Source organism: Rhodococcus sp. IEGM 1305 (assembly GCF_030058635.1).
Taxonomy (GTDB): Bacteria; Actinomycetota; Actinomycetes; order Mycobacteriales; family Mycobacteriaceae; genus Rhodococcus_F; species Rhodococcus_F opacus_D.
On sequence record NZ_JASHKX010000002.1, the window covers coordinates 130,508 to 152,609 of the forward strand.

Genomic DNA, 22,102 nt, shown 5'->3' on the forward strand with positions numbered 1-22,102 from the left:
TAACCGCCCGCGGTTAATAAGTACTCACAGGCCGTTAGGCTGCACCAATGGCGAAACTCACGGTCAAGACCGATGTTCCCCTCAGCCCCCAGGACACCTGGGACAAGGCCTCGAATTTGCAGGACTTCGACAAGTGGTTCGTGGTCCACGACGGCTGGCGCGGCGAACTTCCCGAGACCCTCACGGCCGGAACCGAGATCAGTTCCGTCGTGACGGTCAAGGGACTCCGCAACCGCGTGAAGTGGACGATCAAGGAGTACGACGCCCCGAACCGCATCGTTCTCAAGGGTGACGGCAAGGGCGGCGTGAAGCTCGGAATGGTGCTCGACGTCAAGGCGAAGGGCGACGCCTCCGAGGTGGCGTTCACCATCGAACTCGGTGGCGCACCGCTGTTCGGGCCCATCGGCTCGGGTGTCGCGAAGGCACTGAAGGGCGACATCGAGAAGTCCCTGAAGACGTTCGTCGACTTGTACGCCTGATCAGTCGAGGACGTGCGCGCCGCCGGTGTCGGTGATCCACTCGGCGGCAAGGGCGTCCAGCGTCCCGTCGGCGTAGAGCGAATCGACGGCCGCCGAGACGCACGCGGTGAGCGGGCTGTTCTTCTCCAGCACGAGGCCGAAGAATTCGGTGACGGCGTTGGGGCGCGGGAACTGTCCGACGAGGACACTGTCCTTCACCTCGTTGGCGGTGATCTGAAATCCGGTCGGGATGTCCACCACCAGCGCATCGATGTCGCCCGCGGCCAGGGCGGCCTTGGCGTCGTCGGTGGTGGTGAAACTGACCGGCGCCTGGCGGGGCTGCACGGTCTCGGTGATGGCGTCGAAACTGGTGGACCCCACCTGCGCCCCGAGACGGAACGGCGCGAGGTCGGCGAGCGATTTGGCTCTCGCGGCGGGAGAGTTCTTCAGCGCCAGCACCGACTGCGTGACGGCGTAATAGGGCGAACTGAAATCGACCGTCTCGCGCCGGGTGTCGACGATCGTGAACTGGTCGATGGCGAAGTCGAAGTTCTTCTCGCCGGGCGCCAGCGCGTCGTTGAACCCGACTGTCTCGAATTGCACCTGGTCCGGACCGTATCCCAGCTTCTCGACCACTTCCCGGGCGACGGCGCCCTCGTAGCCCTTGCCGTTGGACGGGTCACCGTCGACGAACCACGGCTGGTACGACGGACTGTCGGTGGCGATGGTGACGACGCCGTCCCGCGCGGTGACGCCGCTGCCGGGGGCGCAGTCGCCGACCGCGCGGGTGGACGGAAGTTTGGTGAACGCTTCGGGAATCGTCGAGGCTTCGGCCTGGGCGTCGACCTCCGACGTGGTGTCGGTGGAGCAGGATCCGGCGAGCAATGTCAGTGCAGCGGATATGGCGGCGACGGCTGTCTTGGGACCTCGGTGCACCCCGCCATCTTGCCTGGCGGGTAGCGATCCGGCCAGCGAAGCGGCCGCGCGGCGCACAATATGTATGTATTGGCGGAGGGAGGCGCGCGTGGCCACTGCGGGAACCCGGCAACTGACGGTCGACGGACATCGCCTGTCCCTGACCAATCTCGGCAAGGTCCTCTACCCGGAATCGGAAACGACGAAGGGCGAGGTCATCGACTATTACACGCGGATCGCGCCCGCCATGCTCCCGCACGTCGTCGACCGCCCCGCCACCCGGAAACGCTGGCCCAACGGGGTGGACAGCGAGCCGTTCTTCGAGAAGAACCTCGCGGCCTCCGCACCGGCGTGGTTGGAGCGCCGTGCGATCGAGCACTCGGATCGGTCCGTGCACTATCCGCTCCTGAACTCGGTCGCGGCCCTGGCGTGGGCGGGGCAGCAGGCCGCACTCGAACTGCACGTGCCGCAGTGGCGGTTCGACGGACCACATCGGGGTCCCGCCACCCGGATCGTCTTCGACCTCGACCCCGGCCCCGGTGTGGGCCTGGCCGAATGCGCGGAGGTGGCACGGGCCGTGCGCGACCTGGTCGCGAACCTCGGCTGGACCGCGTACCCGGTCACCAGCGGCAGCAAGGGTATTCACCTGTACGTGCCGCTCGACCGGAAGCTGGACGGTTCGGGCGCGTCGACCGTCGCGAAGCAGGTGGCGACGGGACTGGAGAAGCTGCGGCCCGAACTCGTCACCGCCACCATGGCCAAGGCGGTGCGCGCGGGAAAGGTCTTCGTCGACTGGAGCCAGAACAATCCGTCCAAGACCACCATCGCGCCGTATTCGCTGCGGGGGCGCGCCCAGCCGTATGTGGCGGCGCCGCGGAGCTGGGACGAACTCGACGACCCCGACCTACGACAGTTGCGGTTCGAGGAAGTGCTCGAACGGTGGGAGTCGGACGGCGACCTGCTCGCCGGACTCGATCCGCCGATCGAGGACGACGCCACCCTCGCCGAGTACCGCCGCAAGCGTGATCCCGGACGGACACCCGAGCCGATGCCGGACACGGTGCAGCCGGGGGCGGGCAACAGCTTCGTCATCCAGGAACACCACGCCCGGCGTCTGCATTACGACCTGCGGCTCGAACGCGACGGGGTGCTGGTGTCGTGGGCGGTGCCGAAGAACGTGCCGACGACGACGGGGGAGAACCGGCTCGCCGTGCACACCGAGGATCACCCGCTCGAATATCTCACGTTCTCCGGGACCATCCCGAAGGGCGAGTACGGCGGCGGCGAGATGACCATCTGGGACACGGGAACCTATGACACCGAGAAGTGGCGGGACGACGAGGTGATCGTCCAGTTGCACGGCGAGCAGGTGGAGGGCCGGTTCGCGCTGATCCGCACGAAGGGCGACCAGTGGCTGATGCATCTGATGAAGGATCAGACACCGGGTGGGTCGCACACCTCCGAATTGCCGCGCGGACTGTCGCCGATGCTCGCGAGCCCCGGCACCCTCGACGGACTGGACGCCGACGAGTGGGCGTTCGAAGGGAAGTGGGACGGGATCAGGGTGATCGCCGAGATCGGTGGCGGCGAGCTGAAGCTGACGAGCCGGGCGGGCAACGACAAGACCCGCGACTACGCCCGATTAGGTTGGCTGGCAGACGCTCTCGGCGACCACGAGGTGGTCCTCGACGGTGAAGTGGTCGCGTTCGACGAGCGGGGTGTCGCGAACTTCGGCCTCCTGCAGCAGGGCAACGAGCCGCACTTCCTTGCGTTCGACGTGCTGTATCTCGACGGAGTGTCGTTGTTACGCAAGAAGTACACCGACCGGCGCCGCGTCCTCGAAGCCCTGGCGGCCAAGGTGGACGACCTGGTCGTTCCGCCGCAACTGCACGGGTCCGCGCAGGACGCTCTGGACGAGAGCCGCGGCAAGGGCTGGGAAGGTGTCGTGGCAAAACGCCGCGAGTCCGTGTACTTGCCGGGCAAGCGGGGGTCGAGCTGGATCAAGGTGAAGAACTGGCGCACACAGGAAGCGGTGATCGGCGGGTGGCGCCGGGGTCAGGGCGGGCGGTCCACGGGAATCGGGTCGGTCCTGCTCGGCGTCCCCGAGGACGGTGGGCTGCGCTACATCGGGCGCGTCGGAACCGGCTTCACCGAACGGGATCTGCAGGAACTCGCGTCCACCCTGGGGCCGCTCGAAACCGACACCAGCCCGTTCGTCGAAGACCTGCCCACCGCCGACCGCAAGGGGGCCGTGTGGGTCACCCCGACACTGGTGGCGGAGGTGCGGTTCATGGATTGGACCGGCTCGAAGAGACTGCGGCACCCCAGCTGGCGTGGGCTCAGGGACGACAAGGCACCCGAGGACGTCGAAGTGGAGGTCTCGTGATGACCGGTATCCGATTCCAATCGACCCCGGAAAACGAGATCCCCGTCTCCGTGTCGGTCGACACCGTGCTGGCCCGCACCGAGTCGCTCGTGCTGTGGCTGACCGACGTTCACGTGTACAGCTGTGGTGTCGAGTTCACGATCCAGGCACGCAGGTCCGAGTCCACGGTGCTGCTCGACATGTTCGGATTCGGCAAACCCGGGTCGGCGAAGAGCAGCGGGCCGTTTCTGTTCGGAATCGAGTACGCGGACGGCAGTGTGTTCACGAACCTTCCCGGTGCCCGCATGACCGACGGCCTGCATGGCGGGGCAGGGCGCGGCGGACCGCTCACCGCGGACAAGACGTACTTTCTCCAGCCGCTCCCGCCGCCGAAACGCTGGTCGATGATCACGGCGTGGCCCTACTTCGGGGTTCCGGAATCTCGGACCGACCTCGATGCCGCCGTTTTCGCCGAAGCCGCGGAGCGGGTGGAGACACTGTGGCCGGAACCGGTCCACGTGCTCGTCGAGGCACCGGACGACCGACAGCAGCCGCCGGAACTCGAGCTACCGCCAGGGGGCTGGTTCGAATGGGCCGGCCGACGCGGTGTCGAATGACCCGGGCGGTTCCTGTGTCGGGGTGTGCAGCGCCGGCGGGGTGAAGACCGGCAGGGGCGTGGACGTCGTGTCCTCGTCCTGGTGCTGCTCGGTGACACTCACCTCGGCGGTCGGTGATGCCGTGCCGCTGGCGACGGCGATTCCGGCGGCTCCGACGACCGAGAGGACGAAGGCTGCGCCCCCGCCGATCGCGATGCGGGTCTTGGTGTGGGACATGGTGTGGATTTCCTCCGGTGATCAGGGGCCGACGACGGTTCCGCCGTCGACGGGGCCGACGCCGCCGGGTGACTGCGGGGCCGCGGGCGGGGCAGGCTTCGGGCCGCCGCCGACGGGGAACGGATTGGTTTCGGGTTCGAGAACGCCCGGCTCGACCTGGCCCGGTCCTTCGAACGGACCCTTCGGCGGGTGAACGGGGTCGACGACGACCGGCGGATCGACGACGACGGGCGGGTCCACCACGACGGGCGGCTGGGCGACGGGCGGCTGCGCAACCGGCGGCTGGGCGATGGGCTGCTGGACAATCGGCGACTGGGCGATCGGTGCTCGGACGATGGGCGGTGCCGCCACGACGGGCGGAACGACACCCGGTCCCGGCGCCACCGTTTCGGTGTCGGCCGAATAGCCGGGCGCCGAGTACTCGGGATTCACCGAGTAGCCGGGGTCTGCGACGACGATCCGACTCGGGGCCGGCGCGATCGCCGGAGCCGGCTGCTGCTGCGAGACGGCCCCCTCCGAACTCGGGGTCGGAGCCCCGTCGGTATGTCCACCGGCAAGAACGATCACTGCGGCTCCTGCGAGGGAGAACGTGAGGGCGGCGGTTGCGCCGATCGCGATGCGAGTTGCGGTGTGGACGATGGGGTGCCTCCGGTGGTTTGAGGTGTCTAGCTGGGCTGATAGACCAAGCTTGCGCCGGGCGCGAGCCTTTCGACAGGCACCCCAGGGTGCGCATCTCCCACCCCGCGGCGGAACCGCGGGCAAACCTGCACAGAATCTTCACAAGCTCTGACGGGGATCCGCACGTGCGCCCAATACAGTCGGGGAATGAGCCAGCGAGGAGTGCTCGTCGTCGACGACGAGGCGACGATCTGCGAGGCGGTCGTGGCGCGGTTGCGGGCGGAAGGCTTCGACGTCGTGACGGCGTCGGACGGTCCCTCCGCCGTTGCGGAGTGCGCGGCCTCGTCGCCCGACGTGCTGGTACTGGACGTGATGCTGCCGGGATTCGACGGCCTCGAGGTGTGCCGGCGCGTCCAGGCGTCGCGGCCGGTGCCGGTGCTGATGCTCACCGCGCGCGCCGACGAAACGGACATGCTGATCGGTCTCGGCGTGGGTGCCGACGACTACCTGAGCAAGCCGTTCAGCATGCGGGTGCTGGTGGCGCGGGTGCACGCACTGCTGCGGCGGGCCGATCGTGCCCAGGAACCCGTGCCGGCTGAGCGGGACGGACTGTCCGTCGGCGACATCGAGGTGGACCTCGTGGAGCGTCGCGTCCGGCGCGGCGCCGACGAAATTCATCTGACACGAACCGAATTCGACCTGCTGGCCTACTTCGCCTCCCGGCCGCGCGCGGCGATCGCACGGGAGTCGCTCCTCGCGGAGGTGTGGGGGTGGGGTGACGGGGCGGGTAGCCGGACCGTCGACAGTCACGTCAAGGCGCTGCGCCGAAAACTCGGCGGCGACCTGATCCGCACCGTGCACGGCGTCGGCTACGCACTGGACGTGCAGCGGTGAGCGCGGGCCGGATCCTGGACAGGATGCCCCGACCTCTCGATCCGCTGCGGTCGTTCAAGGTGAAGACCGGTCTTCTCGTCGTGGCCGCGCTGTTCTTCGCGTCGCTGACGTTCTGGGTCACCGCTCGCTGGCCGTTCCGATACGCGCTGGTCCTGGCGTTGCTGGTGTCGTTGGCCGTGACCCAGATCCTCGCGCACGGCATGACGTCTCCGCTCCGCGCGATGACCGCCGCGGCCCGCGCGATGGCGACCGGCGACTATTCACGCCGGGTTCGGTCGACGTCGCGGGACGAGATCGGCGAACTGGCTCGCGCGTTCAACCAGATGGCCGAGGACCTCGAGGCCGCCGATCGGTATCGCCGCGAACTCATCGGCAACGTCTCGCACGAACTCCGCACACCGATCTCCGCTCTGCAGGCACTCCTCGAGAACGTCGTCGACGGGGTGGAGGCGCCCGACCCCGCCCGGATGCGGGTGGCGCTCGACCAGACCGAGCGGCTCGGGCGCCTCGTCGCCGAGTTGCTGGACCTGTCGAGGGTGGAAGGCGGGGCGGTGCAACTCGAGCGGGAGAACTTTCCGGTCCGTGAGTTCCTCGAGGATGTGGTGCGGCAGTCGGAGGACCCGCTGCGACCGCGGCGGGTGACCGTCGACGTGCAACCGCCGCATTTGCGCGCCGACGCGGACACCGCACGCTTGCATCAGGTGGTGACGAATCTCGTGGACAACGCGTTTCGGCACGGCCCGGCGCGCACCCGCGTGGTCGTCCGTGCCAGACCGGACGCCGGCGGCGTGATCATCGAGGTGGAGGACGACGGCCCCGGTATCGCGCCCGGCGAGCGGTCGCGGGTGTTCGAGCGGTTCACCCGCGGCGGCTCCACCGACGGTGGGACCGGCCTCGGTCTCGCCATCGCACGCTGGGCGGTGGATCTCCACGACGGCCGCATCGAGGTCGTCGACACCGCCGAAGGCTGCTGTATCCGGGTGAGTCTGCCCGCCGCCTGATTACCGATCCACAACCGGGACGCGACGTCCCGCGATGACGCCTGCCTTCATCCGGCAGCGACAACCAGGGAGGGAACCATGACCATCGCACCCCCACAACCCGCCGCGCCCACGTCGGGCGACTTCTGGCCGAGACGTGCCTGGCGCCGCGACCGGACGTCGATGGCTCCACGGCCGATCGTCCTCGCGGCCTTGGCGGCAGGCCTGGTCGCGGCGCTGACGCTGCAGGTCACGGTGGTCGGCCTCGGCTACGTCGTCACCGGCACTGCGGTGGCCGTCGCGGTGTTCGCCACGCGCAGGACGATGCCGACGGCTGTTCAGTCTGTCGCGATCCTCGGTGCCCTCGCCCTGCTGGCCGTGCTCAGCGTCCGCGGTGCGGGGTGGCTGGCCGCGGTCTGTGTGGCGCTGAGCTGGGTGGTCGGGTCGTTCGCCCTCGTCGGCGGACGCACGTGGACGGGGTTGGCGGCCGGGTCGTTCGCGTTGTGGTTCACACCGCTGCGGGTGGCGCGGTGGACGCGTCGAGGTGCGAGGCGGTGGCATTCGAGCGGGAAGGTGCCGGTGGGCCGCGCTCTCGGTGTCGCGGCAGTGACGGCCGTGCTGCTCCTGGTCTTCGGTTCGCTGTTCGCCGGCGCGGATGCCGGTTTCGCCGCCTTGCTCGGCAGGGCCGCACCGACCGTCCACGTGTCGAATCCGTTCGGGCGGTTCGTGCTCGGTGGCCTGGTGTGCGGGGGCACGCTGGGTGCCGCGTACCTGCTGAGGCGGACGCCCCGCGTCGACGCACTCGCCCCCGGGCCGGGGCGCCCGGTTGCCCGGTGGGAGTGGGTGTTTCCGCTCGCACTGCTGGATCTGTTGTTCCTCGGATTCGTCGCGGTGCAGTTGACGGTGCTGTTCGGTGGGAGCACGCACGTGCTGACCACGGCAGACCTGACGTACGCCGAGTACGCGCGACAGGGCTTCTGGCAGTTGCTGGCGGTGACCGCGCTGACACTGGTGGTGATCGCCGTCGCGGTCCGGAAGGCGGCGCGAGTGGAGGTCGTGGATCGCATCCTCGTGCGGGTGCTGCTCGGACTGCTCTGCGCGTTGACGCTCGTCGTCGTGGCCTCGGCGATCCACCGGATGTCGCTGTACGAGAACCAGTACGGGTACACGCGGTTGCGGGTGACCGTGACGGTGACGGAACTGTGGCTGGGGTTGGTGTTCGTGTTGCTCATCGCGGCAGGCGTCCGGTTGTCGGGGCGGTGGTTGCCGCGTGCCGTCCTGGCGTCCGCGGTGGGTGGGGTGCTGCTCCTCGCCGCGATCGATCCGGACGCCTACGTTGCCAGGAAGAACGTGGAACGGTTCGGCGAGACCGGGCGGATCGACGTGAGCTACCTCGGTTCGCTGTCCGTCGACGCCGTCCCCGCTCTGGATCGGCTGCCCGAACCGGAACGGTCGTGCGCCCTGTACCGACTCGACCGGCAGGTGAGGGGGGAGTCGCAGTGGTACGAGTACAACGCGGCACGCAGTCGCGCGAAGGAACTGCTGGCCGCGCATTCCGTCGGCTCGTGTGAGCGGGTGGGGTCGTAGCGGTTCTCGCGCCGTTTGCCGACGGATTTGCCGGAATCACAGGCAATTGCGTGGGAATCCGGCCAATGTCCGTGCGGCTGTGGCGCGCCGAGCGCGCGCCATACCCACCAGTGTGCACCGCGTCGGCGGTTATCCGACCGTCTCGGGCACCCGTGTCTGCGCGACCCACCGGCCGCGTTGCCGGGTGATCTCGATCGGGTGGTCGAAGCATTCGCTGATGTTGCCGGTGGTGAGGACGTCCGTGACGGGGCCCTGTGCGATCACCCGGCCGTCGCGGATGAGGACGGCGTGGGTGGTGGTGGTCGGGATTTCCTCGAGGTGGTGGGTGACGAGGATGCTGGCGAGGCTCGGGTACGTGACGCGCAGTTCGTCGAGTGCGGTGAGGAGTTGTTCTCGCGCAGCCAGATCCAGGCCGGTGGCGGGCTCGTCGAGCAGGAGGAGTTGCGGCTCGGCCATGAGCGCCCGCGCGATCAGGGCCCGTCCGCGTTCGCCCTGGGACAGGTTGGGCCACAGGGCGTCCGCGTGCTTCTGCATGCCGAGGGAGGCGATGAGTTCGTCGGCGCGGGCGACCTGGCCGGCGGTCGGTGCCCACCTCGGCACGAACTCGGGCGTGTTGGTGAGGCCGGTCAGCACGACGTCGCGCACCGTCAGCGGCGCGTCGATCCGGTGTCGCGGGTTCACGTGCCCGATGTGGGCGCGCAACTCCCGCATGTCGACCCGGCCCAGCTGATGGCCGAGGACGTGGACGGTGCCGTGGGTCGGATGCGCGAAGGCGCCGAGCATGCTCAGCAGCGTGCTCTTGCCCGCACCGTTCGCGCCGAGCAGCACCCAGTGCTGTCCGCGTTCGATGTGGAGGGTGATGTCGCTGAGCAGGTATCGCCCGCTCCGCACGAGGTCGACGTGGTCGGTGCTGACGACCGAGTTCGGGGTGGTCACTGATGTTCGCCTTTCCGCAGAATCGACATGGTCGGATCGAGGTTGGCGGCGGTGGCGGCGACAGCCGCCTCGGCATCGCCTGCTTCCAGCGCGCGCACCAGGTCGTCGTGTGCGCAGCTGGTGTCGGGTCGGCCCGGTTCGTGGTCGACGAGTTCGGCGAGCGCGTCGACGAGCAGCGGCCGGATCGAATCGAACAGGGCGGACAGGAGCGAGTTGCCTGCGATCTCCAGGATCGCGGCGTGGAAGTCGAGGTCGGCCGCGACGAAGACGGCGGTCGACTCGGTGGTGCTGTCGTGCCGGGTCGACAGCTGCTCTCGCAGTCGACGAAGGTCCTCGGGGCGTGCGCGTTCCGCGGCGAGCCGGGCGGCCTCGATCTCGAGGGCGCGACGCACCTCGTACACCTCGAGCAGGCGGGCGCGGCGTAGCAGCTTCTCGAGTCCCGCACCGCCCGTGGGTGGTTTCGCGACGAACGTGCCGACGCCGTGCCGTACGTCGAGCAGGCCGTCGCGGGCGAGCAGCCGGACGGCCTCGCGGACGGAGGAGCGGCCGACGCCGAGTTCGGTGGCCAGTTCGGCCTCGCTGGGGATGCGACTGCCGAGTGTCCACTTGCCTTCGCGGATCCGGGCGGCGAGGAGTTCCTCGAGCTGGGGAACCAGCGGTCCGCTGCGGAGGGTGTGACTTCCGGCCATTCGGCGACGCTAGCACAGTCCTCAGACGTCTGAGGACTGTGGTGGAGCCTATGGTGAACCGGAGAGAATCAACGCAGCAGAGGAGAGGTGCACCATGGCCATCGCCACCGCAGACCGTGTCACGCGGGAAGAGTTGCTCGACTTCGTCCGTCCGCGCCATCGCAGCGTGCTGATCACCCGGAAGCGCTCCGGCGGCCTGCAGATCTCCCCGGTCACGTCGGGACTCGACTCGGAAGGCCGGATCGTGGTCTCCACCTACCCGCAGCGCGCCAAGGCCGCGAACGTGCGACACGACGCCGCCGTGAGCGTGTGCGTGCTGTCCGACGAGTTCAACGGCGCCTACGTGCAGATCGACGGCACGGCCGAGGTACTGGACATGCCCGACGCACTCGAGCCGCTGGTGGAGTACTTCCGCGGCATCTCCGGCGAGCATCCCGACTGGGACGAGTACCGGGACGCCATGCGGAAGCAGAACAAGAGCCTCATCCGGATCACCATCGACGAGTGGGGACCCATCGCGACCGGCGGCTTCCCGCCGGACGCCGATCGCGGATAGGTCCCCGCCACCTACTCGACGGCACCCGCCGAGCGCAGGTGCTCGATGCCCGACGGGTCGTAACCGGCCTGCGCGAGGATCGCATCGGTGTCCTGCCCGGGCCGCGGGGCCGGCCGGGGAACGGGCGCCGGGGTGCGGCTGAAGCGCGGTGCCGGTGCGGGCTGGCGGATGCCGCCCACCTCGACGAACGTCTCCCGTTCCTTGTTGTGGGGGTGCTCGTGCGCCTCCCACGGCGACAGGACGGGCGACACGCACGCGTCGGAATCGGCGAAGACGGCTGCCCAGTCGTCCCGCGGCCGGGTCGCGAACACCTCGGCGAGACGCTTCTTCAGTTCCGGCGCCGCATCGAGGTCGTACTGCAACGGCAGATCCTCACCGCTCAACCCCAGCACGTCGAGGAGTTCACCGTAGAAATGCGGTTCGACGCATCCGACCGCCACGTGCAGACCGTCGGCGCACTCGTAGGTGTCGTAGAACGCGGCGGCCCCGTCGAGGACGTTCCGCCCCCGACCCTCCTGCCACAGACCGGCGGCGTTCATGCCGTGGACGAACGCCGTCAGCAGCGCCGCGCCGTCGACCATGGACGCGTCCACCACCTGCCCGCGGCCCGACCGGGAGCGCTCGTGCAGCGCGGCCAGGATTCCCATCGTCAACATCAGGCCGCCACCGCCGAAGTCGCCCAACAGGTTCAGCGGCGGCACCGGCCGCTCCCCGGCACGCCCGATGGGTTCGAGCGCGCCTGCGAGCGCGATGTAGTTGATGTCGTGCCCGGCCCGAGGTGCGAGGGGACCGTCCTGGCCCCAGCCGGTCATGCGCCCGTAGATCAGACCGGGATTGCGGGACAGGCAGTCGTCGGGGCCGATGCCCAGGCGTTCCGCGACGCCGGGACGGAAACCCTCGACGAGGATGTCGGCTGTTTCGACGAGTGTCAGGACGGCCTCCAGCCCCTCAGGAGTCCGCAGGTTCACGGCGATCGATCGTCGTCCCCGGTCGAGTACACCCGACGGCGCCATCAGCCCGCTGCCGCCGTCACCCGCCCGTTCGACGCGGATCACGTCCGCGCCGAGGTCGGCGAGGATCATGCACCCGAACGGGGCGGGCGCGAGGCTCGCGATCTCGACGACGGTCAGCCCGCTCAGCGGCCCGCCGGTCACGACACCCCCTGCGCGTCGCGGGGCAGTCCGAGCATGCGTTCCCCGATCACGTTGAGCTGCACCTCGGTGGTGCCGCCGTAGATGGTGGTGGCGCGGCCGGCGATCAACTGCTCCATCGCCTTGTCGCTCGGCTCCCCGGGAATGCTGACGGCGCCCGCTGCCCCCAGTTCGGCGACGACGAATTCGGCGATCGACTGCCCGAGGCCCATACCGAGCAGCTTCCCGACGCTGGACGTGATGCTCACGTCCGCCCCCGACAGCTGCTTCAGCACGATCCGTGAACCGATCAGATCGATTGCCTGGCTCTCGGCCACCAGTTCGCCGACGCGGAAGCGTGCCAGCGGGCCGAGGTCGCGGCCGCGGGCGAACTGCAGCAGATCCTTGTCGGTGGCGTAGGCCTCCATCTTCTGGCTCAGGGCCACCCGCTCGCCGGCGAGGGTCGTGCGGGCCACGTTCCAGCCGTCGTTCACGTTCCCGACCACGTTCTCGTCCGGGATGAACACGTCGTCGAGGAAGACCTCGTTGAACAGGGCCGAGCCGGTCATCTCGCGCAGCGGCCGGACGGTGACCCCCGGCGTCGACATGTCCAGCACGAAGTACGTGATGCCCTCGTGTTTCGGCCTGGACGGGTCGGTGCGGGCGATCAGCATCGCCCAATCGGAGAACTGTGCCACCGTGGTCCAGATCTTCTGCCCGGTCACCGTCCAGCCGCCGTCGACCTTCTCGGCCTTGGTGGTCAGCGACGCCAGGTCGGAACCGGCCCCCGGTTCGCTGAACAGCTGGCACCACACGAGATCTCCGCGCAGCGTGGGGACGGCGAGATCCCGCTTCTGCGCGTCCGTGCCGTGGGCGACGACGGCCTGCACCGCCCAGCCGCCCATCAGCAGCTGCGGCATCGGGATTCCGGCGGCCTTGATCTCCTGGGCGATGACGATCTGCTCGAGCGGGGACGCGCTGCGCCCGTACGGTTTCGGCAGGTGCGGCTGCACCCAGCCGCCGTCGCCGAGTGCGATCAGCTGGTCGTCCTCGTCGAGGCCCACCAGCGGGGCGAGTTCCGCCCGCACCTCGGTGCGGATCGTGTCGGCTTCGTCCGGCAGTTCCAGTTCGGAGGTGCGGGCGGTGCCTGCGAGGGACTGGTCGGCCACCCGGGTGGCCCGCTCCTCGCGGGTGCCGAGGAGCCCCCGGATGGCCAGCGCCCGGCGGTAGAACAGGTGTGCGTCGTGCTCCCAGGTGAATCCGATGCCGCCGTGGACCTGGATGCAGTCCTGTGCGCACTGCACCGCGGCGTCGGGAACGACGACGGCGGCGATGTCCGCGGCGAAATCGGCGGTGTCGTCGCCGTTGTCGAGGGCGGAGGCGGCATCCCACAGCACCGCGCGCGCCTTCTCCAGGGCGATGCCCATGTGGGCGCACTTGTGCTTGACGCCCTGGAACTGGCCGATCGGTCGCCCGAACTGCACCCGCGTCTTCGCGTACTCGGATGCGGTGGACACGCACCAGGACATCACGCCGATCGCCTCCGCACCGAGGACGACGGTGGCGACGGACCGGACGCGCTGCTCGCTCAGACCGTCGAGGATCCGGTCGGCGCCCACGTCGACGGCGTCGACCGTGATCCGTGCGGAACCGCGGAGCACGTCGATGCTGTCCTGCACCGTGACGGTGATGTCCGCGGAATCGACGACGGCCCAGCGAATGTCGTCGCCGACGGTGATCGGGAGTAGCAGAATATCGGCGTGTTCGCCGCCGAGAACCGCGTCCGCGACCCCGGTGACGCGGTATCCGCCCTCGTGCGCCGATGCGTCGAGTGGGCGGCCCAACGCGACTGCGGCGGTGTGTGATCCGTCGAGAAGACCCGGCATCACCTCGATGCCGACCTTGGAATCCGCGGCCGCCACGAGCGCGGCGGACAGTGCGGTGGGGACGAACGGACCTGGGGCGGCCGTCCGCCCTAGCGCTTCGAGAGCCACCGCCAACGTGAGGAGCCCGGCGCCGTGACCGCCCTTGTCCTCGGGGACGTGCAGTCCCAGCAGGTCCTGGCCGACGAGTGCATCCCAGAACGGCGGAAACTTCTCCTCGCTCGTGGACTCGACCGCGGACCGGACATGATCGGAGGTGATGGTGTGTTCGGCGAAAGCGCGGACCGAGTCGGCGAGGGCCCGGTGTTCCTCGGTCAGCCCGAGCCCGAGCTCGTACGTGTTCTTGGCCATGTCGCGGCCCTTCAGCCGAGCCGGTCGGCGAGGTCGGCGACGGTCCACGGGCCGTCGCTCTCGATGGTCGTGACGTCGTGCCAGCCGGCGAGCTCGGAGATGGCACCGCCCTGCACGGCGAACACCTTGCCGGTGATCTTGCAGTTCGCGTCGGCGAGACGCGCGACGAGCGGAGAGATGTTGGTGGGGCTGAACGCGTCGAACTCGCCCTCCGGCACCTCCTCGGCGAACAGCGCGCCCATACCCGGGGTGGCCAGCGTGAGCCGGGTGCGGGCGATCGGGGCGATCGCGTTGACCCGGACGCCGTAGCGTTCGAGCTCGTCCGCCGCGACCAGGGTGAGTGCGGCGATGCCCGCCTTCGCGGCGCCGTAGTTGGCCTGGCCCGCATTGGGCATGAACGTGCCCGACGCCGACGCGGTGTTGATCACGGACGCGTTCACGGTCTCACCCGCCTTGGTCTGCGCCTTCCAGTACGCCGCCGCGTGATGCAGAGTGGCGGCGTGTCCCTTGAGATGCACGGCGATGACGGCGTCCCACTGGCTTTCGGTCATGCCCGCGATGAAGGCGTCCCGCAGGATGCCCGCGTTGTTGACGAGGACGTCGAGGCGGCCGAATTCGCTCACCGCTTGGCCGACGAGTCCTTCGGCGCCGTCCCAGGACGCGACGTTGTCGGTGTTCGCGACAGCCCTGCCGCCCGCGGCGACGATCTCGTCGACCACCTGCTGAGCCGGGCCCGCGTCCTCGCCGGTGCCGTCGTTCGCGCCGCCGAGGTCGTTGACGACCACGGCAGCGCCCTCACGGGCGAAGAGCAGTGCGTGTTCCCGGCCGATTCCGCGTCCGGCGCCGGTGACGATGGCCACCCGTCCGTCGAGTGTTCCCATGTGCGTACTCCTAGGTTTCTGTGTCCGCGATGACGGCGAGGCCGTCCTTGATGACGAGTTCGTTGCCGACGCTGGTCTCGTAGGCGTACGACGTTGTCCCGCGCGTGGACTCGCCGACCTGCCGGAACTGCGTGGCGATGTCCTGGCCGGGCAGAACGGGTTTCGCGAACCGCACCGCGAGCCGGCGGAGCCGTTCGACCCTGCCGTCGGCGAGTTCGGTGAGCGCCGCCCACGACGTGAACGCCATGGTGCACAGGCCGTGGTTGATGATTCCGGGAAGTCCGGACATCCGGGCGATCTCGTCGTCCAGGTGGATCGGCATCGGATCACCGGAGGCGGGCGAGTACCGGAACGTCTGGTTCTCGTCGATGTGCTGGGTGATCGACGCGACCGGGGCCTGTCCGCGGAGGGACTCGTCGAACCGGTGGGCGGGTGCCTGCTCGCCGAGTCCGGCTCCCGCGTCGACCTTCCGGAAGAACGCGGTCATCCACTGCTCGTTGACCAGTTCGCCGCCGTCCGTCGTTGTTTCGACGTAGACGACGACGGTGGAGCCGTTCTCCCGGCCCTCGAATCCGATCGGTCTCGCGCGGACCACGAGGTTGTCGCCGGGACGAATCGGACGGTGGAAGTGGAAATCCTGCTCCCCGTGCACGAGTTTCATGAGCAGTTCGACTGGGGCGACGGACAGTGCCGCCGGTGCCATCGACGTGAACGCGGGGACCACGGCGAACACCGGTGGTGCGACCTCGCCGGCGAGGTGGCGTTCGATGGGATCGTTGGTGGCCGCGGCGTAGTCGGCGATGCGCTCGGCGGTGACCTCGAACCGCTGCGGATCGGTCCACTCGCCGAGGCCGCTCGTGTCGAATTCGACTGTGGGGGTGGTCATGCGGTTCAGCCCACCATGTCGGCGAACCCCGCCAGGGACGCCTCCAGATCCGCCTTGGCGTTCTTGGCGACGGCCTTGCCGATGGGGCCGACGATCATCGTGCCGGTGAAGCTCGCGTCGATGATCGCCGTGGATCCGGCGCCGTCCGGCTCGACCTTCAGCGTGAATTCGACGGTGACCCCCGCCATGCCGGTGCCGGAGATCTTCACCATCTCGGGCACCTGCACCTCGGTGACGGTCCACTCGATCTTGTTGGCCATGCCCATCACGGAGACGACCTCGGTGAACTTCGATCCGAGTGCCACCTCGGCGGGGATCTCGCTCTTCCACGACTGGTGGATGGTGAGCCACTCCTCCCAGCGGGACAGGTCGGAGAGCGCGTCCCACGCCTTGTCGGGGGAGGCGGGAAGGGACGCTGCGACGGAAACGGAAGCCATGGTGTACTCCTGGTGTTCGAGGTGGAAGGAATTGTGAGAGAGACGGATCAGAGTGCGTGGTAGGCGGTGACGACGACGGCACCGCCGAGTCCGATGTTGTGCTGAAGGGCGACCGCGGCGCCGTCGACCTGGCGCTTGTCGGCCGTGCCGCGGAGTTGCCAGGTGAGTTCGCTGCACTGGGCGAGTCCGGTGGCGCCGAGGGGATGTCCCTTGGAGATGAGACCGCCGGACGGGTTGACCACCCAGCGCCCGCCGTACGTGGTGTCGTCGTTGTCGACGAGTTTGCCGCCCTCGCCCTGGCCGCACAGGCCGAGCGCCTCGTAGGTCAGCAGTTCGTTGGTGGAGAAGCAGTCGTGGAGTTCGATGACGTCGATGTCGTCCGGTCCGATGCCGGCCTGTTCGTACACGCGGGCCGCGGCCGTGCGGGTCATGTCCGCGCCGACCAGGCTGATCGCGCTCCGGTCGTCGAATGTGCTCGGGAGGTCGGTGACCATGGACTGGCCGACGATCTCCACGGCCTGCCCGGCGAGGTCGTGCTTGTCGACGAACTCCTCGCTCACGACGACGACGGCGCCGGAGCCGTCGGAGGTGGGGGAGCACTGCAGTTTGGTGAGGGGCCCGTAGATCGGCTTCGAGCCGAGGATCTCGTCGAGTGTGTACTCGTCCTGGAACTGGGCGTACGGGTTGTTCTGTGAGTGGCGGTGGTTCTTCACGCCGATCTTGGCGAACTGTTCCGCCGTGGTCCCGAAGCGTTCCATGTGTTCCTTGCCCGCGGCGCCGAACATGTAGGGGGCCGGCGGCATCGCGAACTCCTGAAGTTCGGCGAGCGCGAGGAGATGGCGCATCATCGGCTGTTCCCGGTCGTCGTACGTGGACCCGAGCGAACCGGCCTGCATCTTCTCGAAGCCCAGCGCGAGCGTGCAGTCGACCTGACCGCTCCGGACGGCCTGCGTGGCGAGGAAGAGTGCGGTCGACCCCGTCGAACAGTTGTTGTTGACGTTCACGATGGGAATGCCGGTGAGGCCGAGTTCGTAGACGGCCCGCTGTCCCGACGTCGATTCGCCGTACACGTATCCGACGTACGCCTGCTCCACGAGCCCGTACTCGATTCCGGCGTCCGCGAGTGCCCTGCCGCCGGCCTCGCGCGCCATGTCGGGGTAGTCCCACTCGCGTGCACCCGGCTTCTCGAACTTCGTCATCCCGACGCCGACGACGAACACCCTGTTACCCATTGCGGCTCCCTAGAGTCCGGAGAAATGTGTGTGTGACACCCTGTCCCACCAAAGTATGTGAGACAGTCTGTCCAGTCAACAGTTGGATGGGTAACGTGTGCGTGATGCCGGACAAAGTGGAAACCGCCGCGTCGCCCCAGGGCGACGGCCGCGCCACGCGCTGGGAGGACCACAAGGCGGAACGCCGAAGCCGGATTCTCGAAGCCGCGATGGACGCCATCAACGAGGACGGACCCGACGTGGGCGTCCAGCAGATCGCGAACCGCGCCGACGTGCCGCGGTCGGTGGTCTACCGGATCTTCACCGATCGTGGCGACCTCGACGAGCAGCTGCGCGGACGCATCATCGAACGACTGATGGCGGACCTCGCGCCCACGTTGACACCGGAGGGGACCGTCGGCGAGGCGATCGCGCGCGCCGTCGAGACGTACCTGCGGTGGATCGTGGAATATCCACGGCTCCACCAATTCCTCGGCACCGGATCGCCGAGCAGGCGCACCACCGGCTCGCGTGTGGTGACCGGAACGAAGACCGCGATCGCGCTCCAGCTGTCCGGTCTGCTCGCGACGGTCCTCGACACGGTGGCCGGCAATTCGGATCTCGCCGAGTCGCTGGCCTTCGGGTTGGTGGGACTCGTGGATGCCAGCGTCAACCGGTGGCTGAGCAACCCGCAGTCGGCGCTCGGCAGCGACGAGCTGGCCGAGTTCCTGGAGGTGTCGATCTGGCAAGTGCTGCACGGCAATCTGGCGCGGATCGGCGTCACCATCGACCCGTCGACCCCGGTGTCGGAACTGCAGTAGTCGGCCGGCCGTGGCCAGCTACCATGGCTTTCATGCCCTCCCGGCGAGGTTCACCGGCCGCTTCCGAGCAGGCCTGGGTGTCGGACACGGCGGTCGGCGACGCCGTCGCGCGCTTCGCCAGTGCCTGGGAGTCCTCGTCGTCCGCGCCCGATCTGGTCGCCTACCTGCCCGCGTCTCCCGCGCTCCGCCGGGTCACGCTCATCGAACTCGTCAAGGTCGACCTCGAGAACCGCTGGCTGCGCGGCGACCACCCGAAGCGGCTCGACCAATACTGTGAGGAGCTGCCGGAACTGCGGCGGTGGCCGTTGCCGCCGGATCTGCTGTACGAGGAGTTCCACATCCGGCGGCGCAGCGGGGAGTCGGTCGAGGCGAGCGAATACACGCAGAATTTTCCGGGTCAGGCCGGTGAGCTCGACGAACTGCTCGGCACCGGCGAGTACCAGAGCACGGCGCTCCATCGCGGGGAGACGACGCTGTCGGTGTCTGCGGGAAGCGCAGGCACCCTCGACGATCTCGAGGTGGGCCAGCGGATCGACGATTTCGACCTGATGACCGGTCTCGGCCGGGGCGCGTTCGCGCGGGTGTTCCTGGCCCGGCAGCGGTCGCTGCAACGGATGGTCGCCGTCAAGATTTCCCTGGACCACGGCACCGAGCCGCAGACTCTGGCCCAGTTCGACCACGACTACATCGTCCGGGTCTTCGATCAACGCCTCCTCGCGGGCCGTGACCTGAGACTGCTGTACATGCAGTACGTGCCGGGCGGCACCCTGCTCGACGTGGTCGGGCGGGTCCGTGAGACTCCGCCGGAAGCGCGCAGCGGCGCCGTGCTGCTGGACGCGATCGACCGGGCCCTGGTCGGGCGAGGCGAGATCCGGCCCAGCGAATCCGGGGTGCGCCGGGAGATCGCGACGCTGACCTGGCCGGAGACGGTCGCCTGGCTCGGCCGGCGGCTCGCGGAGGCGCTCGACTACGCCGGACGCCACGGCGTCCTGCACCGCGACGTCAAACCGGCGAACGTGTTGCTGACGACGGAGGGCGTCCCCAAGCTCGCCGACTTCAACATCAGCTTCAGCCGCAACGTCGCCGGGTCGAGTCCGGTCGCGTACTTCGGCGGCTCGCTGGCCTACATGTCACCCGAACAGCTCGAGGCGATCCACCCGGACCGGCCGGGCGCACCCGGCGATCTCGACACCCGCAGCGACCTGTATTCGCTCGCGGTCGTCCTGTGGGAGTTGCTGACCGGCAGACGGCCTTTCGACGACAGCGACGCCGAACTGCACTCCCACCCGCCCGGCGACCGCACCACTCTCGACGCGATGCTCGCGCGGCGGCGCGGACCGGACGAACCGGCCGCCGACGCGCTGCCCGCCGACTGTCCGAACGCGCTGCGGCGAGTGTTGCTGAAATCGCTGGCGCCGGCACCGAAGGATCGGTTCTCCTCCGGTGCCGAACTCGCCCAGCAGCTCGACGTCTGCCTCGACGCGCACGCCCGAGATCTGGTCGATCCGCCGCCGGGAAGCTGGCGGCTGCGGATGCGGCGGTGGACGCACCCGATCATGTTCCTGGCCATCGCAGTTCCCAACCTGCTGGCGATCCTCTACAGCTACCAGCACAACAGCACCCTGATCATCAGCAAGCTGCCGCCCGCCGCGCAGGAGAACTTCGAGCGGATCACCCGGATCGACTACACGGTCGCGTTCCTCATCGGAGCCGTGGGCACGGTGTCGATGGTGATCTACCTGACGATGGTGGCCGGCGGGCTGCGCCGGGGGCGGGTCTACACCGGCGCCCAGCTCGCCCGGGCGCGCCGGGACACCCTGCTGCTCGGCCAGCGGTGTGCACTGCTCTGCCTCGGGCTGTGGATCGTCAGCGGCCTCGTCGTGCCGATCACGTTGGAGGTGAGCGGCAGTCAGGTTCCGTGGAACACGATCGTCCACTTCACCGCATCTCAGCTCGTGTGCGGAGCGATCGCGGTGGTCTACCCGTTCTTCTTCGTGAACTTCTACGCCGTCCGCTGCCTCTACCCGGTGTTTCTGCGGCACGGCGAGATCAGTGCGTCCGACGCCCGGATGTTGAAGCGGTTGGGGCGCCGCAGCACGTTCTTCCTCGCCGCGGCCGCCGCCGTGCCGCTGCTCGGGATCGCGGGAGCCACGTTCATTCCCCCGGAGGACCTGCCCCGGGTGATCGTCGCGCTCCGCGTCCTGTGCGTCGGCAGCGTCGTCGCGTTCGTGGCGGCCTACTGGATGTTCCGGTTGCTGTCCGAGGACCTGCACGCGCTGGAGCGCGTCGTGTCAGGCGCGCCGCGGCACGAGTGATCAGGCCGAACCCGTGAATGTCAGCCACAGCAGCGAGACGTTGAGCACGACGATCAACGACGCCGCCACCCAGGCGGCGACCGTGGTGGCCGTCGCGTTGCGGTGGACGCCCATCAGGTCGCGGCTCGACGTCATCCGCACGAGTGGAATCACCGCGAACGGGATGCACAGGCTGAGAACGACCTGACTGAGGACGAGCGCGAACGTGGGATCGACGCCGATCGCCAGCACGACCAGTGCGGGAATCAGGGTGACCACCCGGCGCAGCAGCAGGGGGATGCGCATCGACAGCAGGCCGTACATGATCTCGGAGCCGGCGGCGCAGCCGATCGACGTGGACGCCAGGCCGGACGCCAGCAGTCCGACGGCGAAGACGACGGCGACCGTGGGGCCGAGCGAACTCTGGATGGCGGCGTGCGCGCCGTCGATCGAGTCGGTGCCCGGAATGCCGCGCAGGGCGGAGGCGGCGAGCAGCAGCATGCCGATGTTCACCGCGCCCGCCACGATCAGGGCACCGACCACGTCCCACTTCGTCACCCGCAGCAGTCGCGCGAGGCGGGGGCCTTCCAGGTCGTTCCCGTGCCGGTCGCGGGCGAGGGCGGAGTGGAGGTAGATCGCGTGCGGCATCACGGTGGCGCCGAGCATGCTCGCGGCGAGCAGGACCGTCTCGGTGCCCTCGAAACGCGGCACGAGTCCGGCGAGCGCGTCCGTACCCGACACGTCGGTGAACGCGAGCCCGGTGAGGAACCCGACGGTGATGATCGTCAGGAGTCCCATCACGACGAACTCGAACGTCCGCTGACCGCGGCGGCTCTGGATCGACAGGATGCCCATCGACACGACGCCCGTGATCAGCCCTCCGACGAAGAGGGGAACGCCGAACAGGAGATTGAGTGCGATCGCGCCGCCGATCACCTCGGCGAGGTCGGTCGCGATCGCCATCGCCTCCGCCTGCAGCCAGAACGCGCGACGGTTCCCGGTCCGCAGGCGGGTCCCCAGCATTTCGGGCAGTGATTTGCCGGTGACCAGCCCGAGTTTCGCGGACAGGTACTGCACCAGCACGGCCATGGCATTGGCGAGAACGAGGACCCAGACGAGTAGGTACCCGTACTTCGCGCCCGCGGTGAGGTTGGCGGCCACGTTTCCGGGGTCGACGTACGCGATGGCAGCCACGAAGGCGGGCCCGAGGAGCGCGACAGTTCGGATACTGCCCTTGCGGGGCGTGCGGCGCGGGAGGAGAGGGCGGGGTGCCTCGATGCTCACGGAGCTCCTGGTCGTGGTCTGCGGATCTACCTGCTGATTCGTATATCCGCACTATAGATTTAGGGATAACGAACTTTCAAGCGTGGGGTGCGG

General features: G+C 68.8%; 21 protein-coding genes. 9 read left to right on the forward strand and 12 right to left on the reverse strand.

What is annotated here, in order from left to right:
* Window positions 1-47 precede the first annotated feature (47 nt).
* Window positions 48-479, forward strand: a complete 432-nt coding sequence (locus QM693_RS04455) for a type II toxin-antitoxin system Rv0910 family toxin (RefSeq protein ID WP_283351539.1) — start codon at window positions 48-50, stop codon at window positions 477-479.
* On the opposite strand, the gene QM693_RS04460 is transcribed toward QM693_RS04455, so the two are convergent.
* On the reverse strand, window positions 480-1,394 hold the full coding sequence (locus QM693_RS04460) for an ABC transporter substrate-binding protein (RefSeq protein WP_283351540.1): 915 nt from the start codon (window positions 1,392-1,394) through the stop codon (window positions 480-482).
* An 88-nt stretch (window positions 1,395-1,482) separates the two neighbouring features.
* Here QM693_RS04460 and QM693_RS04465 point away from each other — a divergent pair, with 88 nt between their 5' ends.
* Together QM693_RS04465 and QM693_RS04470 are read left to right on the forward strand one after the other, a co-directional pair.
* Window positions 1,483-3,759: an ATP-dependent DNA ligase gene (locus QM693_RS04465; protein ID WP_491932172.1), complete on the forward strand. Its 2,277-nt coding sequence runs from the start codon at window positions 1,483-1,485 to the stop codon at window positions 3,757-3,759.
* The gene (locus QM693_RS04470; protein ID WP_283351541.1) at window positions 3,759-4,355 is read left to right on the forward strand and encodes a hypothetical protein; all 597 of its coding nucleotides are present in this window, start codon (window positions 3,759-3,761) and stop codon (window positions 4,353-4,355) included. Before QM693_RS04465 ends, QM693_RS04470 begins: the two co-directional genes overlap by 1 nt.
* Here the strand turns inward: QM693_RS04470 and QM693_RS04475 are convergent.
* Together QM693_RS04475 and QM693_RS04480 are read right to left on the reverse strand one after the other, a co-directional pair.
* Window positions 4,305-4,571, reverse strand: a complete 267-nt coding sequence (locus QM693_RS04475; protein ID WP_280778547.1) for a hypothetical protein — start codon at window positions 4,569-4,571, stop codon at window positions 4,305-4,307. The genes QM693_RS04470 and QM693_RS04475 overlap by 51 nt on opposite strands.
* Before the next feature lie 21 nt (window positions 4,572-4,592).
* Entirely contained in the window at window positions 4,593-5,138 is a 546-nt protein-coding gene (locus tag QM693_RS04480; RefSeq protein WP_283351542.1) for a hypothetical protein, read from the reverse strand.
* A gap of 258 nt (window positions 5,139-5,396) precedes the next feature.
* Here QM693_RS04480 and QM693_RS04485 point away from each other — a divergent pair, with 258 nt between their 5' ends.
* From QM693_RS04485 to QM693_RS04495, 3 genes are all read left to right on the forward strand, one after another.
* The gene (locus tag QM693_RS04485; protein WP_283351543.1) at window positions 5,397-6,083 is read left to right on the forward strand and encodes a response regulator transcription factor; all 687 of its coding nucleotides are present in this window, start codon (window positions 5,397-5,399) and stop codon (window positions 6,081-6,083) included.
* 23 nt (window positions 6,084-6,106) lie between these two features.
* Window positions 6,107-7,084 carry a HAMP domain-containing sensor histidine kinase gene (locus QM693_RS04490; RefSeq protein WP_283351544.1) on the forward strand — a complete coding sequence of 326 codons (978 nt, stop codon included), beginning with the start codon at window positions 6,107-6,109 and terminating at the stop codon, window positions 7,082-7,084.
* Window positions 7,085-7,162: 78 nt separating this feature from the next.
* Window positions 7,163-8,650: a DUF4153 domain-containing protein gene (locus QM693_RS04495; RefSeq protein WP_283351545.1), complete on the forward strand. Its 1,488-nt coding sequence runs from the start codon at window positions 7,163-7,165 to the stop codon at window positions 8,648-8,650.
* Between the two features lie 129 nt (window positions 8,651-8,779).
* On the opposite strand, the gene QM693_RS04500 is transcribed toward QM693_RS04495, so the two are convergent.
* Entirely contained in the window at window positions 8,780-9,586 is an 807-nt protein-coding gene (locus QM693_RS04500; protein ID WP_283351546.1) for an ABC transporter ATP-binding protein, read from the reverse strand.
* Window positions 9,583-10,275, reverse strand: a complete 693-nt coding sequence (locus tag QM693_RS04505; protein WP_283351547.1) for a FadR/GntR family transcriptional regulator — start codon at window positions 10,273-10,275, stop codon at window positions 9,583-9,585. The genes QM693_RS04500 and QM693_RS04505 overlap by 4 nt, the downstream gene beginning before the upstream one ends.
* A gap of 94 nt (window positions 10,276-10,369) precedes the next feature.
* Here QM693_RS04505 and QM693_RS04510 point away from each other — a divergent pair, with 94 nt between their 5' ends.
* Window positions 10,370-10,831, forward strand: coding sequence for a PPOX class F420-dependent oxidoreductase (locus tag QM693_RS04510; RefSeq protein WP_283351548.1), 462 nt, complete (start codon window positions 10,370-10,372; stop codon window positions 10,829-10,831).
* Between the two features lie 11 nt (window positions 10,832-10,842).
* Here QM693_RS04510 and QM693_RS04515 read toward each other — a convergent pair whose 3' ends face one another.
* From QM693_RS04515 to QM693_RS04540, 6 genes are read right to left on the reverse strand one after another with little or no spacing between them, the layout of a single operon-like run.
* Entirely contained in the window at window positions 10,843-11,985 is a 1,143-nt protein-coding gene (locus QM693_RS04515) for a CaiB/BaiF CoA transferase family protein (RefSeq protein WP_283351549.1), read from the reverse strand.
* Complete coding sequence (locus QM693_RS04520; RefSeq protein ID WP_283351550.1) at window positions 11,982-14,195, reverse strand: acyl-CoA dehydrogenase family protein; 2,214 nt, start codon at window positions 14,193-14,195, stop codon at window positions 11,982-11,984. The genes QM693_RS04515 and QM693_RS04520 overlap by 4 nt, the downstream gene beginning before the upstream one ends.
* A gap of 11 nt (window positions 14,196-14,206) precedes the next feature.
* Window positions 14,207-15,076: an SDR family oxidoreductase gene (locus QM693_RS04525; RefSeq protein ID WP_280778537.1), complete on the reverse strand. Its 870-nt coding sequence runs from the start codon at window positions 15,074-15,076 to the stop codon at window positions 14,207-14,209.
* Between the two features lie 10 nt (window positions 15,077-15,086).
* On the reverse strand, window positions 15,087-15,962 hold the full coding sequence (locus tag QM693_RS04530; RefSeq protein WP_283351551.1) for a MaoC/PaaZ C-terminal domain-containing protein: 876 nt from the start codon (window positions 15,960-15,962) through the stop codon (window positions 15,087-15,089).
* Window positions 15,963-15,967: 5 nt separating this feature from the next.
* Window positions 15,968-16,399, reverse strand: a complete 432-nt coding sequence (locus QM693_RS04535) for a type II toxin-antitoxin system Rv0910 family toxin (protein WP_280778535.1) — start codon at window positions 16,397-16,399, stop codon at window positions 15,968-15,970.
* 47 nt (window positions 16,400-16,446) lie between these two features.
* Window positions 16,447-17,631, reverse strand: coding sequence for a lipid-transfer protein (locus QM693_RS04540; protein ID WP_283351552.1), 1,185 nt, complete (start codon window positions 17,629-17,631; stop codon window positions 16,447-16,449).
* 104 nt (window positions 17,632-17,735) lie between these two features.
* Here QM693_RS04540 and QM693_RS04545 point away from each other — a divergent pair, with 104 nt between their 5' ends.
* Together QM693_RS04545 and QM693_RS04550 are read left to right on the forward strand one after the other, a co-directional pair.
* On the forward strand, window positions 17,736-18,431 hold the full coding sequence (locus QM693_RS04545) for a TetR/AcrR family transcriptional regulator (RefSeq protein WP_025431932.1): 696 nt from the start codon (window positions 17,736-17,738) through the stop codon (window positions 18,429-18,431).
* A 23-nt stretch (window positions 18,432-18,454) separates the two neighbouring features.
* Window positions 18,455-20,746 carry a serine/threonine-protein kinase gene (locus tag QM693_RS04550; RefSeq protein WP_283351553.1) on the forward strand — a complete coding sequence of 764 codons (2,292 nt, stop codon included), beginning with the start codon at window positions 18,455-18,457 and terminating at the stop codon, window positions 20,744-20,746.
* Here QM693_RS04550 and QM693_RS04555 read toward each other — a convergent pair whose 3' ends face one another.
* Window positions 20,747-22,009 carry an Nramp family divalent metal transporter gene (locus QM693_RS04555; protein ID WP_280778532.1) on the reverse strand — a complete coding sequence of 421 codons (1,263 nt, stop codon included), beginning with the start codon at window positions 22,007-22,009 and terminating at the stop codon, window positions 20,747-20,749.
* Window positions 22,010-22,102 lie beyond the last annotated feature (93 nt).